At 65.0% G+C, this 14,327-nt stretch carries 9 protein-coding genes; 2 read left to right on the forward strand and 7 right to left on the reverse strand.

Features of this window, described 5'->3' with window-relative positions; translation table 11 throughout:
• Positions 1-14 precede the first annotated feature (14 nt).
• Entirely contained in the window at positions 15-1,544 is a 1,530-nt protein-coding gene (locus ACW73L_RS08320; RefSeq protein WP_498921276.1) for an OmpA family protein, read from the reverse strand.
• A gap of 425 nt (positions 1,545-1,969) precedes the next feature.
• Here ACW73L_RS08320 and ACW73L_RS08325 point away from each other — a divergent pair, with 425 nt between their 5' ends.
• Positions 1,970-2,449, forward strand: a complete 480-nt coding sequence (locus ACW73L_RS08325; protein ID WP_498921277.1) for a response regulator — start codon at positions 1,970-1,972, stop codon at positions 2,447-2,449.
• A 22-nt stretch (positions 2,450-2,471) separates the two neighbouring features.
• Here ACW73L_RS08325 and ACW73L_RS08330 read toward each other — a convergent pair whose 3' ends face one another.
• From ACW73L_RS08330 to ACW73L_RS08345, 4 genes are all read right to left on the reverse strand, one after another.
• On the reverse strand, positions 2,472-3,779 hold the full coding sequence (locus ACW73L_RS08330; RefSeq protein WP_498921279.1) for a lytic transglycosylase domain-containing protein: 1,308 nt from the start codon (positions 3,777-3,779) through the stop codon (positions 2,472-2,474).
• 96 nt (positions 3,780-3,875) lie between these two features.
• Positions 3,876-7,658, reverse strand: coding sequence for a PAS domain-containing hybrid sensor histidine kinase/response regulator (locus tag ACW73L_RS08335; protein ID WP_498921280.1), 3,783 nt, complete (start codon positions 7,656-7,658; stop codon positions 3,876-3,878).
• A gap of 289 nt (positions 7,659-7,947) precedes the next feature.
• The gene (locus tag ACW73L_RS08340; RefSeq protein ID WP_498921281.1) at positions 7,948-8,430 is read right to left on the reverse strand and encodes a M67 family metallopeptidase; all 483 of its coding nucleotides are present in this window, start codon (positions 8,428-8,430) and stop codon (positions 7,948-7,950) included.
• Positions 8,431-8,448: 18 nt separating this feature from the next.
• Positions 8,449-9,663: an ABC transporter ATP-binding protein gene (locus ACW73L_RS08345; RefSeq protein ID WP_498921283.1), complete on the reverse strand. Its 1,215-nt coding sequence runs from the start codon at positions 9,661-9,663 to the stop codon at positions 8,449-8,451.
• A gap of 113 nt (positions 9,664-9,776) precedes the next feature.
• On the opposite strand from ACW73L_RS08345, the gene rlmM reads away from it, so the two are divergent.
• Positions 9,777-10,883, forward strand: a complete 1,107-nt coding sequence (rlmM, locus tag ACW73L_RS08350; RefSeq protein WP_498921285.1) for a 23S rRNA (cytidine(2498)-2'-O)-methyltransferase RlmM — start codon at positions 9,777-9,779, stop codon at positions 10,881-10,883.
• A 2-nt stretch (positions 10,884-10,885) separates the two neighbouring features.
• Here rlmM and ACW73L_RS08355 read toward each other — a convergent pair whose 3' ends face one another.
• Positions 10,886-11,206 carry a P-II family nitrogen regulator gene (locus ACW73L_RS08355; RefSeq protein WP_498921286.1) on the reverse strand — a complete coding sequence of 107 codons (321 nt, stop codon included), beginning with the start codon at positions 11,204-11,206 and terminating at the stop codon, positions 10,886-10,888.
• A 15-nt stretch (positions 11,207-11,221) separates the two neighbouring features.
• A complete protein-coding gene (locus tag ACW73L_RS08360) occupies positions 11,222-14,326 on the reverse strand; it encodes an efflux RND transporter permease subunit (protein ID WP_498921287.1) in 3,105 nt (1,034 codons plus the stop codon).
• Position 14,327 lies beyond the last annotated feature (1 nt).

Raw genomic sequence — 14,327 nt, forward strand, 5'->3', positions numbered from 1 at the left:
GGCGCCGATCCCGCTCAATCGCGGCGAAGGACGAACTCGATCCGACGGTTCATCGAACGTCCGTGCGGGCGTTCATTCCCGGCAACCGGCCGCTGACTGCCATACCCTCTGACGCGCAAACGGGCGGGGTTGGCGCCGGCGTCGATCAAGGCTTCGCGGACCGACTCCGCCCGGACCTGTGACAAGGTCAGATTCACCGCGGCATCGCCGGTATCGTCGGTATGCCCGCAAACATCGACGACGGCCCCCTCCGGCAATCGGTCCATCAGGTGCGCCACACGGCGAATCAACGGACGGTGCGCAGCCGGTACTTCGTCGCTGTCGGGGGAGAAATGGATCACCCAGGCGCCGAGCATGGTCTCGAGATCGGCGAGCGGGGCACCGGTGTCGAGTTCGGCCAGTCGCATCGGATCGATCCGGCGATCGCGGAGCCCGATGGCCAGATGATCGCCCCATAACGCACGGAGTCTATGCACGATCCCGGCACCGTCGTTGAGACTCGCCGCGGTCACGTCCACGCGGCTGCCGCGCAGCAACAGGTCCACACCCGGCTGCCGGGCTAACGACAGCACGGAATCCAGCGCGCCGAGCCATGGCGGTGGCGGCACACGTGCGTCGATCCGGAGTTCGCCAACGAGGTTGCTCTCACCCACCCGATCCACCAACAGCTCGAGCACGCGTGCTCGACTGAGTTCGTTGTCGACCACGCCGGCGTACTCCACCTGGGCTCCGACATTGCTCAACGACAGGGCTGCCGATGTGGCTTTCGGAAACACCGCGGCCCGGCGGATCGGAGACACGGGCGACAGCGCCCAGTAGCCAAGCAACAGGCACCAGGCGAGGCTGACCGCAGCAGCCACCCAATTTTTGCGGAACGGCGCGGAGCGACCGCGTGCTTCCGGCAGGGCGGAATCCGGAGGAAGGCAAGGCGGTTCGAGTGCCCGGATCAGTTGGTACGATGCATCGGCAGGCAGCGCGGCCGGTGCCGACAGCCCTTCTACACGCGCGCCGCGCGCTCGCATCTGGCTCTTGGCAGCAGCCAGGGCGACCGGCGTTAGCGTTTCCAGCAGCACGCGGGCCGCGGTGGTGTCGAGTTGCGCGTAGCGGGCCGCGCGCGAAACGAGGCGGGCCGCGGCGGCGGGCCCGACGAGGCGGTTCATGGCCTGACGGCCGAGGGCCTGGGTGGACTCCAGACCTTGGGCGTCGAGCGCGGTCGCCAGGCGTTCCAGCAGGGACTCATCGATCGCCTCGAACACCTCGGCAACGCGACTCTCCTTTCCCGGCCGGGCGGCCACCCCGATCAGTCCGACCAACAGCGGTGGGAGCACGGCCTCGACCGAACTCCGGGTCTGGGGCTGGCCGGAACGTAACAGGCAGGCCAGGCGCTGCATTACGGGTTCGTCGAGACGACTGCGGATGAGTTCGAGCAGGCCTGATGTCTCGGTCGGGAGCCATGGGGCCCGACTCCACGGGTGGAAGGCGTCGCGCCGGCGAGAATGTTCGCCGGCCAAACGGGAAGGGATGGCGTCGGATGCGCTAGCCATGCCGCTCGAAGCAATGAGTGGACGCACGGTTGAAGCGGGTCGCGACACTGGATCGTGGGTATGGAGACATACGGCGGAAAGGATCGCAGCAGTGCGGGGAGTCCACGAAGTGTAGTCTCTACGAACCCGTCGGCGAGGATTCGGACGAGCAGTTGCCGGGCCGGATTATCGCAGCATTTCCGCCGGTCGCGCCAGCCGAGTCGACCGCGACGGGCTCTGAGTCGGTTCTGTTCCAAGTCGGCTCGAGTTTAGGTAAGATGCGCGGCTGCGCGGGGCCAGGGGTTTGCCGCCGCGCGATCGGCAGAGCCGAGGGCGACTTCTTTCAGCGTAACCGGGATGAGCATGTCGACTGACACCAAGACCGCAACGGACCTCGTAGCAGTGAGAGGCTGGCCGACGACGCCCCGCTGCGAGCTGTCGGGTTCATGCCCGGACGTTCTCTCCGGCTGACGGGCATGGGAGCCTTCCGCATACCTGTAGCCAGGCCCGTAGCGCCGCCCCATTTTCGGGCGAGTCCCGGACACCTCCGCATCCTGGTCGTCGATGACTACCCGGATGCCGCGGAAACGCTGGCGTTCCTGCTGGGGATGGACGGCCACGAGGTTCGAACGGCCACCGATGGCGGCGAGGCGATCGCGGCGGCGACATGGTTCCATCCCGACGTAATCGTACTCGACATCAGCATGCCCGGCATGGACGGGTTCGAAGTCGCTGGCCGTATCCGGGCGATCGACAGTGGCTCGACGGCCCACCTCATCGCGATGACGGGCTACGCCTCACGGGAGCTTCGGAACAGTGCCAGGAATGCCGGCTTCGATGAATTTCTGGTCAAGCCCGTCACGCTGACCTTACTGCGAGACGCGTTGGCCGCGCATCGCCACCGAACCGACGCTGCGACCGCCTGAGGCGCGCCACCGCGCCGGCGCATCATTCCATTGCGGCTGCGGGGTGAGTGCCGAACGATCGGTTGGCCGCCGCTTCGGCGTGGTCTGCACCGGCACCAATCCCCGACATCGCACCCATGCCCGGAGGCAACCAGACTTCGGTGCCGGCCGGTACCGGCACCGTCTCCGACGTGACCGAGTCGCTCCACGCGGCATTCATGCTGATCAGGCGGTCTCGGTCGACACCGTAGCGCCGCGCCACCTCGGATAAGGGCAGGTCGGACGCCAGCACGACCCGCTCCCAGTCCAGCGGAGACTCGACTTGCAAACCCTCCGGAAAGAATTGCTGGGGGTGCCGCGCGATATCCCGGGCAGCGAGAAACTCGGCATAGAAATTCCGGGAGGCGAACCCGAACTTCGGATGATCGTAGTGGCGCACGATCCGCACGAAATCCTCGCCCACCGATTCCCGCGCCCGCTGCATGCCGGCAATGCCGTGGTTGTAGCTGGTCAGAGCCAGCGGCCATACGGAGAGCTTGCCCAGCGCGTACCGGAGATAGCGGGCCGCGCCGCGCGCCGACGCAACCGGGTCCAGTCGTTCGTCCACCACGCCATTCATGGTCATGAACCGTTCCGCCGCGGAACGCGTGAATTGCCAGATGCCGACGGCCCCCGCCGATGACTTGGCGTGCGCCTGAAACGACGACTCGACATGCGGAAGATACGCCAGATCCTCGGGCAGCCCAGCATCGCGGAAAATGCGACGGAACGTCTGGTCGTAGCGGGCACTGATCTCCAGGCCGCGCTTGAAGCGTTCGCGCAAGCCGCGCTGCGCACGGACCCGATCGGCCGCGCCCAGGATCGCATCCGGCCGCGCGGCTGCCCCCTCGAGTCGGGACAGGATGGCCTTGTCCGGCACTCCGAGGTTCCGGTTCTGAACCCAGGCCTCTTCCAGGTCGCGCATCCGCTGCTGCCAGTAGTCCTTACGTTCTCGGACGAGTTCCTTCTGTTGGGCGTTGTACCCCTCGGTGATCGGTCCGGGGAGATCAATCAGCTCGTAGACGACGCCGAGATACCGGTCGTCGTGGATGGCCACCTGAGAGCGGCTCCACGTGCCGTAAACGTGACGCCAGAAATCGATCTGCGGCTCCAGTTCAGCGGGGCGGGGAAAGTCGTCATCCCCTGATTGATGGAACCCCGCGACCGGCTCACGGAGCGGGGGAGACTGAGCTGTCTCGGGCGCGGCAACCGTGTGCCGCTGCTGCCGGGGCGGCGTCGGACTGCTGCAGCCTGCCAGCCCGAGGGTCGAGAGCATCGCGCTTAAGCACAAGACCGACGTCAAGCGTCTCATCGAACGGCCTCCCTTAACCGAGCCTCAAATTCTAACGGCTCCGCGCTAACGAACACGAGTCCGCGCCGGGCAGGGCGGGCGCGTCTGCCGGGGAACTCATTCGGTGCGACTCTGTGGCGCGACGAAATCCGGCGCCCGCGGAGATGAGGGCCCGGGGCCTTCGGAAAATGAGTCCACCAGGTCGCGGATCTGGTCGAGGCGAATCGGCTTGACCAGATAGCCGTCGAAACCGGCCTTCCGGGCCCGCACCCGGTATTCCGGCTGAGCATAGCCCGTCACCGCAATGATGCGCGCCGACCGGGTTGCGTCCATCTGCCGCAGGCGCCGCGCCACTTCGAAACCGTCCATGCCCGGCAAACCGATGTCCAGCAGGACCAGATCCGGGGCAGCACCGCTAGCCAGTTCCAGTCCTTCCGCACCGTCTGCCGCGGTCTGCACCTCGATGCCGAAGTATTCGAGCAGCAGGGTGAGACTGTGAGCGGCATCCACATTGTCGTCGACGATCAGCACGCGAAGCGGCCGCAGAGGGGCCACCTCCGCGGGTTGCGGCGCCGCGGACTCGACCGGCCCGCGGCTTGCCGTCCAGTCGCCCAGCGGCAGGCGGACGATGAACTCACTGCCCCGGTCGACTCCGACGCTACGCGCCTCGATGTCGCCATCATGCAGGACGGCCAGCTGACGGGCGACCGTCAAGCCGATGCCCAGTCCGCCTTCCGAACGATCGAGCTCCCGCTGTCCCTGGGCAAAGGGATCGAAGATATGAGGCAGTAGGTCGGCAGGGATGCCAATCCCCGAGTCCCGGACCCGCACGACAGCTTGTCCCTCCTCGGCCGCGGCCTCAAGCCAGATGTGCCCGCCCTCGGGGGTATAGCGGATCGCATTGTTCAGCAGATTGTCGAAAACCTGGGTCAGTCGAACCGGATCCCCGGGGATCACGACGGTTTCTTCAGGCAAGGACAGGTGCAGTTGCTGACCGCGCGCCGTGATCTCCGGCCCATGCGACTCGGCCAGCTGCCGCAGCAGCGTCACGACAGCGATGGCTTCGGTTTGGAGGGCGATTTTGCCGCGGAGCAAGCGACCGACATCGAGCAGGTCGTCGACCAGGCGGATCAGGTGCGTCGCATGCCGGCCCACCATGCCATGGACCCATTGCAGCGTCGGGTCATTGCCGGCCACCGCGCCCAGGATGTCGTTCGCGTTCTGGATCGGCGCGAGGGGGTTACGCAACTCATGGCCCAACATGGCGATGAACTCATCCTTGCGACGCATCATGTCCTGTTGCGCGGCCTCGGCGCACTTCTGCCGATCGATGCTGACCCCTGCTCCTAGCCAGCCCTGTATCGACCCATCGCGAGACCGGTGCGGGACCCCACGCTCGAGGTACCAGCGGTAGGCACCCGCGCTGGCATCCCAGTAACGGAGCTGAAGTTCGAAAGCCTCCCCCAGCGCGACGGCACGCCCCAGTTCCGCTGCATAGCCCTCCCGGTCATCGGGATGTATCGCGGCCAGCCTGCCGTGCCCCAGGCAGCATTCGCGGCTCAGCCCGGTAAGCCGCTCCAGCGAGGGCGAAGGCTCGACCAGTGCACCACCCCGATCCGCCATCCAGAAGACGGATTCGGTGGCTTCGACCCAGAAGCGAAAACGCCGCTCGCTGGCCTGCAGCGAGGCTTCGCTCCGCTTGCGTTCGGTGATGTCCTGGATGACCGCAAGATAGACGCCTTCGCCACCCTGACGAAACAGCTGAAGATGAACTTCGACCGGATAAAGACTGCCGTCCGCCCGGCGATGGCTGGCTTCGAACACCTGCACCGTGCGTTGCCCGGACAACAACGGAGCGACCAAGGCCATGAAGGATTCCGGGGTCACTTGCGGCTTCAGGTCGAGCGGCGTCAACGCACGCAGGGCCTCCATCGAATAGCCCAGGTTCGATCGGGCCCCCTGATTCGCGTAACGGAAGTGGAGCGTTTCCGAGTCGAACAGATAGATCTCGTTCAGGCTGGCCTCGAGCGTATCGCTCAACACCGCCCGCTCGCGTTCGGCCGCCTTGCGCTCGTCGATGTCGATCATGGTGCCGACCATCCGCAGCGGACGGCCTTGCAGATCCCGCTTGACGACCCGGCCGCGTCCTAGCACCCATTTCCATTCGCCGTTCGGCAAGCGCAGGCGGTGCTCCTTCTGCCAGAGCGTACAACCGCCGGCCAGATGCTTCTGCAGCGAGCGCTCGACATCCGGCCAGTCACCCGGATGCATGCGCTCGGCCCAGCTGTCGAAGTGAGCCGGAACGTCCTGTGCCTGAACGATCCGCTGCCAGGCGGGGCTGTAGCGCACGGCGCCGGTCTCGACATTCCAGTCCCAGACGCCGTCCTGCGTAGCTTCCATCGCCAGCCGGTAGGTCTCTTCGCTCTCGCGCAGCGCGGCCGCGATGCGGCGGCGTTCGGTCATGTCCAGTACCGTGAACGTAATGCCGCGGCGCGGCTCACGCCGATCGAGGTACGTGGCGTTCAGCACGACGTCGATCAGGACTCCGTCCTTGCGTACCCAGCGAACGTCGACCTCGTTGCCGTAATCAGCGCCCCCTTTGCGGTACTTGAACAACGCTGCGCGTTCGTATTCTGACTGATCGGCATAGAGAAAGCGGGTATCGTGTCCGACCATTTCGTCCCGCGAATAACCCGTCAGGCGGCACAAGGTATCGTTCACCTCGATCAACACCCGGTCCACGGCCATCGCGATGCCGATCGGCGCGATCTTGAACAGTCCGGCCAGCTTCCGCTGCTCCTCAAACAGCGCACGCTCGGACTCCCTCTCCTCGGTGAGATCCACGTGGGTGCCGACCAGACGCGCGGGCAGGCCCTGAGCATCGCGCCGGACCACCGCCGCGCGGGAATTGATGCAGCGCCATCCGCCCTGCTTCGTCCGCATGCGAAACACGAGATCATAGGGCGGTCCGTCGTCCCGCGCGCAGCGCAGGTGGTTGATCACCTTCCAGGCGTCGGCGCGATCATCGGGATGAACGAGTTCATGCCATGTGGCCACGCTCGCGGGCAACTCATCCGGCACATAGCCCAGCATCGTGTACCAGCCAGGGCTGAACCAGACCTCCCCGGACTCGAAATCCCAATCCCAAATACCGGTGCCGGTCCTTTCGAGGACCATATCCAGCTGTTGTCGGCTTTCCGTGAGAGCATCCTCGAAACGCTTGCGCGCCGTGATGTCCATGAACGAACTGACGACGAGCCGGGGTGCGTCGGGATCGGAATTGGAAGTCAGCAGACCGGCGCAAACAGAGATCCAGATCAGGCTGCCGTCCGGCTTCCGCACGCCCATCGTCACGTCCCGCTGGGCCGCACCGGTTGCCAGAGCGATCATGGCGGGGTGACGGTCTCCGGGCAACGGGTGACCGCCTTCGTCGATCGCCTGCCACCGCGGATCCGCCGAGGTCCGCATCGCCAATTGTTCTCCGCTGAGGCCCAGGATGCGTTCGGCCGCCGCATTGCTCAGCACGATACGGCCATCAGCCTCCTGCACGACGACGCCGACCGGCAAAGCCGCCAACAGTTCGCGGTAGCGCGCTTCCTTGGCCTCGTCCCGTGCCGTCGCCTTCGCCAGCGCGGCCTGTGCCGCCACGAGACGCTCGGTCAAATCGGAAGCGCCCTCGGGCCGCCATTGCTGCAGTTGGACCAGCAGGTCTTCGTGCTCACGACGTCGCGATGCCGGTGGCTCGGCGTCGAGGTTGGCATCACCGATGAGCGTATGTTCCGCGGGGAAATGGTGCGCCGCCCACCTAGTCACCCGTTCCATGGTCCGTCGCAACGTCTCGGGCTCCGTAACGCCGCACTCCCGGAGTAACCCCAGGAGTTCGCGATACGGGTCTGCCATGGTCGATTCGGCGGGCTCCGCACCCTCCGGGTGACCCACGGGGGCGGTCACAACGGCGGGACCGCGCATAGGGCCAGAGCGACCGGCGACGCGGCACGCGGGCGACGATTGCGCCGCATCAGGTGCGACGACTGGGCTGGGTAGACCAAGGAGCCGGACAACCAGCGGACCTGCGTCCCTCCTGGATTAGTCATCAGGCGATCTCCGACGAAGAATGAACCATTGTTCGATTGTCAAGGATTCGCCGCGGAATTCGCAAGCCGGTATTTCTGCCTAGTCGGGCGGGCGCTCAAGCGCCACCGCTGCGCTCGCCGGTGTCGCCAGGCCGCCCGATGGCGTCGGGCTCACGCTCCGGCTGCAGCAACAGCGGAACCTCCGCGCAGCCCCCCGCGGGCAGCGCGCGGAAAGCGCGGAGTTCGAGGACACCGCGCGTGCCTAGCGAAATGATCAGATGCAATGCGTCCGGGTACCCCAGTTGCTGCAGATCCAGCGTCGACGGCTCAGCCGGTGCGGCCGGGTGGGAATGGAAGACGGCGAAGAGAACTTCGCCGCGCTCGCGCATGGTGCGCATCGCCGCAATCTGTTGTTGCGGGTCCAGCGCAAATCGAGATTCGCGCTGCTCGGCGACGTTGTCGACCGGATAGACCGTCGTTGGCGTTCCCTCCCGGGCGCCAATCAGACCGCACACTTCGCATGCTGCCTGCGCCTGGGCATGGTGCAGGATCCTGTTGATCAGCGCGCGTGGAAACAGGGTGGGAGCAGGGATAGCCATTGGAGCCTTCTCGAAAAATCAGTCCAAACCCGGCGGTGGCGGCGTAATGGCGGCGGGCATCACGGTGAGTCCGCCATAGCGTCGGTAGTCCGAGTCCGCCACATGCAGCTCCGCCAGCGCCGTACCGTAACTGACAAAGCCGTCGGCGCCGACGAACCCGCCCGCGACACGATACCTGCCTGGAGCCAAACCCAGAAACGGAAGGCTGACGATAAGACGGCCCGCTCCGCACGTCAAAGACAACCGGCCCGAGTATCGGCTGTCGATGCTCGCGACCAACAGATCGGCCGTGTTCCAGAACTGCAGGACCAACTCCAGGGAGGACTCGTCTGCGGCGCAGCGATACTCCAGCAGCCAACGGATGGCGTCGCCAGGCAACACGGGCGCGGGGCCGATCTGCAGACGGGTGATCGCCGCCGCACCGTCGACGTCGAACGCAGGCTCGTCGGCGAACGCGAAGGGTACGCCCTGGGCGTTCAGGTAACCGACCGCCTCGTGGTACTTCCGAATCACTGCCTCAGGGTCACCCAAGACGACCGGCTTGCCAGCGAGCAGCAGCAGACAGCGGTCGGCCACGTAGCGGACGTTCATCTCCGCATGCGACACCAGCACGACCGCCGTCCCGGCGCGTTTGAGCGCGTTCAGCCGATCGAGGCAGCGCTTCTGGAAGGCAATGTCGCCAACCGCCAGGACCTCGTCGACGAGCAGCACATCGACGGGCCCGGAGGTCGCGATCGCGAAGTCGAGGCGCGCGTACATTCCATCCGAGTACTGCCGCACCGGCCGGTCGATTGCCTCGTGCAAACCGGCGAAATCGACGATGCCGGACAGGCGCGCGTCCACCTCGGACGGACTGAGGCCAAGCTGGGAACACTTCACGTACACATTCTCGCGTCCCGTCAGCATCGGCTGCAGGCCGGAACCCAGCCGCACCAGGCTCTGCAGGCGTCCCCGCGAGTCTACGCTGCCCCGGTCGGGACGATAGTCGCGGGCGATAAGCTTCAGCAGCGTACTCTTGCCTGCCCCGTTGGGCCCGATGACGCCGAGGCATTCGCCGCGCTGCACGGTGATGGAAACCCCATCGAGTGCCCAGAACTCGTGAGCGCGCGGGGCCGGACGGCGGGGTCGCCCGAGCGCCTGGCGGATTGCGTCGGCGACACCGTACCATAGCGCATGGTGCCGTGACCGGCAGAATGTCTTGCCGACCGCGTCCATGCGGATCATGACGTCCATCACGGCGGCCCCCAATATTCGCGTAGAATCCTTCCGTCCTCTCGCCTGACGCCCTGCCGGGCGCTCCTTCCGAAACCCCGGTATCCTGCCACCGCACAGCGTTTGCCCCGGCCTTGAACAGCAGCCTCACGCACACGACCCACGCCCTGCTCCTTTACTGCCGTGCCGGCTTCGAAAAGGAATGTGCCGCCGAGATCAGCGCCTGTGCCCACCGCAGCGGCCACGCCGGCTACGCGAAGACGTCGGACGGTTCGGGATTCGTTGTTTTTCATCCGTATCAGGAATCGGCTGGGTTAAGTGATGCCGGAGGCATCGAGTTCGGCGAGCTGATCTTTGCGCGCCAGTTGGTCCAGTCCGCCAGCCTCACGGGTCCGCTGCCACCGGAGGATCGCATCACCCCGCTACTCGAGCAGGCTCTCAGCATTGCCCGCCGTTTTTCCGACATCCTGCTCGAAACCGCCGATACGAACGAGGCCAAGGCCTTGTCGACCTTCACGCGGAAACTCGCGGTACCGCTGCGGCGTGCCGCCGAAGGTCGGAATCTCATCGCGGAAGGCAGCCAGCTGCCGCGGCTGCATCTGTTCTTTCTGAGTGCCACGGAGGCCTATGTCGGCCTGAGCCCGGAGGACAATGGGTCGCCCTGGCCGATGGGCATACCGCGTCTCAAGTTCCCGCGCGGGGCTCCGAGTCGTTCCACGCTGAAGTTGGAAGAGGCGTTCTTGACCTTCCTCGAACGCGCACCCGAGGCGCTGCAACCCGGGATGACGGCGGTCGATCTGGGCGCTGCACCCGGCGGCTGGACCTGGCAGTTGGTGCGCCGCCACCTCCGGGTGACGGCTGTCGACAACGGGCCCATGCAGGCCGAACTGCTCGACTCGGGACTGGTCGAGCACCGCCGTACCGATGCGTTTCGCTTCCGGCCCGCGAAACCGGTGGACTGGATGGTCTGCGATGTCGTCGAGCAACCGATCCGCATCGCGCAACTGGTGGCCCGGTGGCTCGCGGAAGGCTGGTGTCGACATTGCGTCTTCAATCTGAAGCTGCCGATGAAGAAGCGCCGCGACGAAGTGCTGCGCTGCCAGGAACTGATCGCAACGACACTCGAGGACGCCGGCTGCCCCTATCGACTGCGGATCAAACAGCTCTATCACGATCGGGAAGAGGTGACCGGCTATCTGCAGCGGCTGCCGGAGCCGGGCACGCGGTCGACGAGGCGCTGAACCTAATTCTTTCCGAACCGCCGGAACGAATCCACCGGAGTGACCCAGACCAACTCATCTCCTGACCTGCCAGCTTCAGCAACGTCGGCGATGATGCGAATCAACTCGTCGACCTGATCGTCAGGGCAGACGATCTCCAAGCGCACGTGAGGCCAGGAGTCGGTCAGAGCGTCCTGGACACTGGTCGGGACAACGATGTCTTCGTGATAGCTGCAACGCTCGAGTTTGCAGATACTCATGCCCGGAAACTGTCGCATGTGGCTGAACGCTTCGCGAATCTTCGCGAGCTTTGACGGCTGGATGATGGCCTTGATTTCTTTCATTGCACGACAACCCACTCACGCTTCGTAGCGCTTTGCTTCGAACCAACGGTACAGCGTCGGCAAGACCACGAGAGTCAGCAGCGTCGAGGTGATCAGCCCGCCGATGACGACTATTGCCAAGGGGCGCTGGACTTCGGACCCAGGCCCTGTGGCAAACAAAAACGGCACCAGACCGAGCATCGCCACGGTGGCGGTCATCATGACCGGCCGAAACCGCTGCTCGCAGCCTTGAATGATCGCTTCGGCCTGAGGAAGGCCGTCGTCACGCAGGCCTCGGATACACGACACCAACACGACGCCGTTCAGGACGGCGATACCCCACAGCGCAATGAACCCGACCGACGCGGGTACGGAAAGGTACTCGCCGGTCACGAACAGCGCAACCACGCCGCCGATGGATGCAAAGGGCAGCACCAGAATGATCAGGGCTGCAAAGCGCAGGGAGTTGAACAGCAGGAACAACAGAAAGAAGATCGCGGCGATCGTGATCGGGATGATGATCTGCAAGTGACCCAGTGCGCGCTCCATGTTCTGGAATTGACCGCCCCAGACCAGCGTGTAGCCTTCCGGCATCGTGACTTTCTCGGCGACGACGCGCTGCAATTCGGCCACGAAGCTGCCAAGATCGCGATCGCGGACGTTGACGCCCACGACGATACGGCGGCGCGCGGTCTCGCGGTTGATCTGCGCCGGGCCATCCTGCAGGCGAATTTCAGCCACGGCGCTCAGTGGTACAAGGGCGCCGTTGGGCGAGGTCAGGAGGATGTTACCGATCGCCTCCACGCTGTTCCGAAAACCCTGAGGAAAGCGCACGGCAGTCGAAAAACGCCGTTCGCCTTCGTAGATCTCGGTCGCCACTTTCCCACCGATCGCTGTCTCGATGATGTCGTGAATGTCCGACGCGTTCAGGCCATGCCGCGCGATGGCGTCGCGATCGACGGTAATCGCAAGATACTGCTGCCCGGTGATCCGCTCGACCCGGATATCCTGGGCGCCGCGAATCGTACCGGCCACGCGGGCGATTTCGGCCGCCTTCTCGCTTAGCGCTGTCAGGTCGTCGCCGAAGACCTTGACCGCGACGTCCGACCGCACACCGGTGACCATTTCGTCGACGCGATCCGAGATCGGTTGGGCCATGACCAGCTGCACGCCCGGGAGCGCGGCGGCGAGCTTCTCCCGCATCGCGTCCGCGATCGTGTCCTGGGTCCAGCCATCGGGCCATTCATCCCGGGGCTTCAGGCTGACGATAGGCGTCGATTCGTTCTGGGACTGCGGATCAGCCGGGCTCTCGCCCCGCCCGACGCCGGACACCGCGCTCTTGACGCCCGGAATCTCCATGACCAGGCGCATCGCCTCCGACTCCATCTTGATCGACTCATCGAGGGAGATGTTGGGAAAACGGTTGATGCCCGGAACGATGGACCCTTCCTTCATCTCCGGAATGAAGGAAGTGCCGAGCAATGGGATCAACGCCAGGGTTCCGCACAACAGGCCGATTGCCGCGATCACGACGCTCTTGGGATTCCGGTCCGCGAAGTGCAGCAGTCGCAGGTACGGCGCCTTCATTTTCGCGATGATCCAGGTGTCGTGATCGGCACCGCCCGTGAGGAACAGGGAACACAGGGCGGGGGTCAGGGTCATCGACAGGACCAGCGAGATGAACAGGGCAATCGCAATCGTGAATGCGAGCGGCGAGAACATCTTGCCCTCCATGTCCTGCAGCGTCATCAGGGGCAGGAAAACCATGATGATGATGCCCACGCCGAACAGCACCGGTGTCCCGACTTCCGCGGTCGCGTCATTGATCACCCGAACGCGGCTGTATCCGCGGCCGCGGCGTTCGCCGAGCAGGGTGAACGCATTCTCTACGACGACGACCGAACCGTCGACCATCAACCCGATCGCAATCGCCAGCCCGCCCAGCGACATCAGATTGGCCGACAGGCCGAAATAGTTCATGGCCATGAAGGTCATCAGCGGGGTCAGCAACAAGGTACTGACCACGATCAGGGCGGACCGGACATCGCCCAGGAACAGGAACAGAATCACGACCACCAGCACGACCCCCTCGAGCAGCACCTTGGTGACCGTGTGCAGAGCCGCATCGACCAGTTCGCTCCGATCGTAATACGGCACGATCTGCAGACCGCCGGGCAGCATGCCCCTCCCGTTGATCTCCGCCACGCGTGCCTTGATCTCGCTGACGACCCGCTTGGCGTTGCCGCCGCGCAGCATCATCACGACTCCGCCGACCGACTCGGTATACCCATCCTTGATGACGGCACCGACGCGGACCTCGTGGCCGATCTTGACCTTGGCGACATCGTGCAGATGCACCGGGATACCTTCTTCCTCCTTCAGGACGATATTCCCCAGATCCTCGACGTTGCGAATCAGACCAATGCCGCGGATGAGGTATTGCTCGGCATAATGCGGCAGCACGCCGCCGCCGCTGTTGGCATTGTTACGGGCCACCGCCTGGTAGATGGCTTCCAGGTTCAGGCCGTAGTGCCGCATTCGGTCCGGATTCACCAGGACCTGGTACTGCTTCACGTAGCCCCCCTGGGAGTTGATCTCGGCGACTCCCTGAATCCCGCGCAACAGGGGGCGGACCACCCAGTCCTGGATCTCGCGGCGATACATCAGCTCGTCTTGGGAGAGCTCCCGCCGTCCGTCGTCCGGGTGGTCCAGCGTGTATTGATAGACCTCGCCCAGCCCGGTCGAAACGGGCCCGAGGATGGGCCGGATTCCTTCTGGCATCCGCTCGGCAACTTCCATCAAGCGCTCCATGACCAGCTGCCGGGCAAAATACACATCGGTCTTGTCGGTGAAAACCAGTGTGATGATCGAGAGCCCGTTCTTGATCAGCGACCGCATCTCGGTCAGGCCGGGCAGGCCGGTCATGGCGATCTCGAGCGGGACGGTGATGAAGCGCTCGACCTCTTCCGGCGAGCGCCCGGGGGCGTCCGTCGCGATCTGGACCTGAATATTGGTCACATCCGGAAAGGCATCGACGGACAGTGCCTGCAAGGCCTTCATGCCGAAGCCGAGCAGGGCCACCGCGAGCACGACCACGACGATGCGCTGTCGCAGCGCACCGCGAACCAGAGCCGAGATCATC

This window comes from Methylolobus aquaticus, assembly GCF_054172105.1.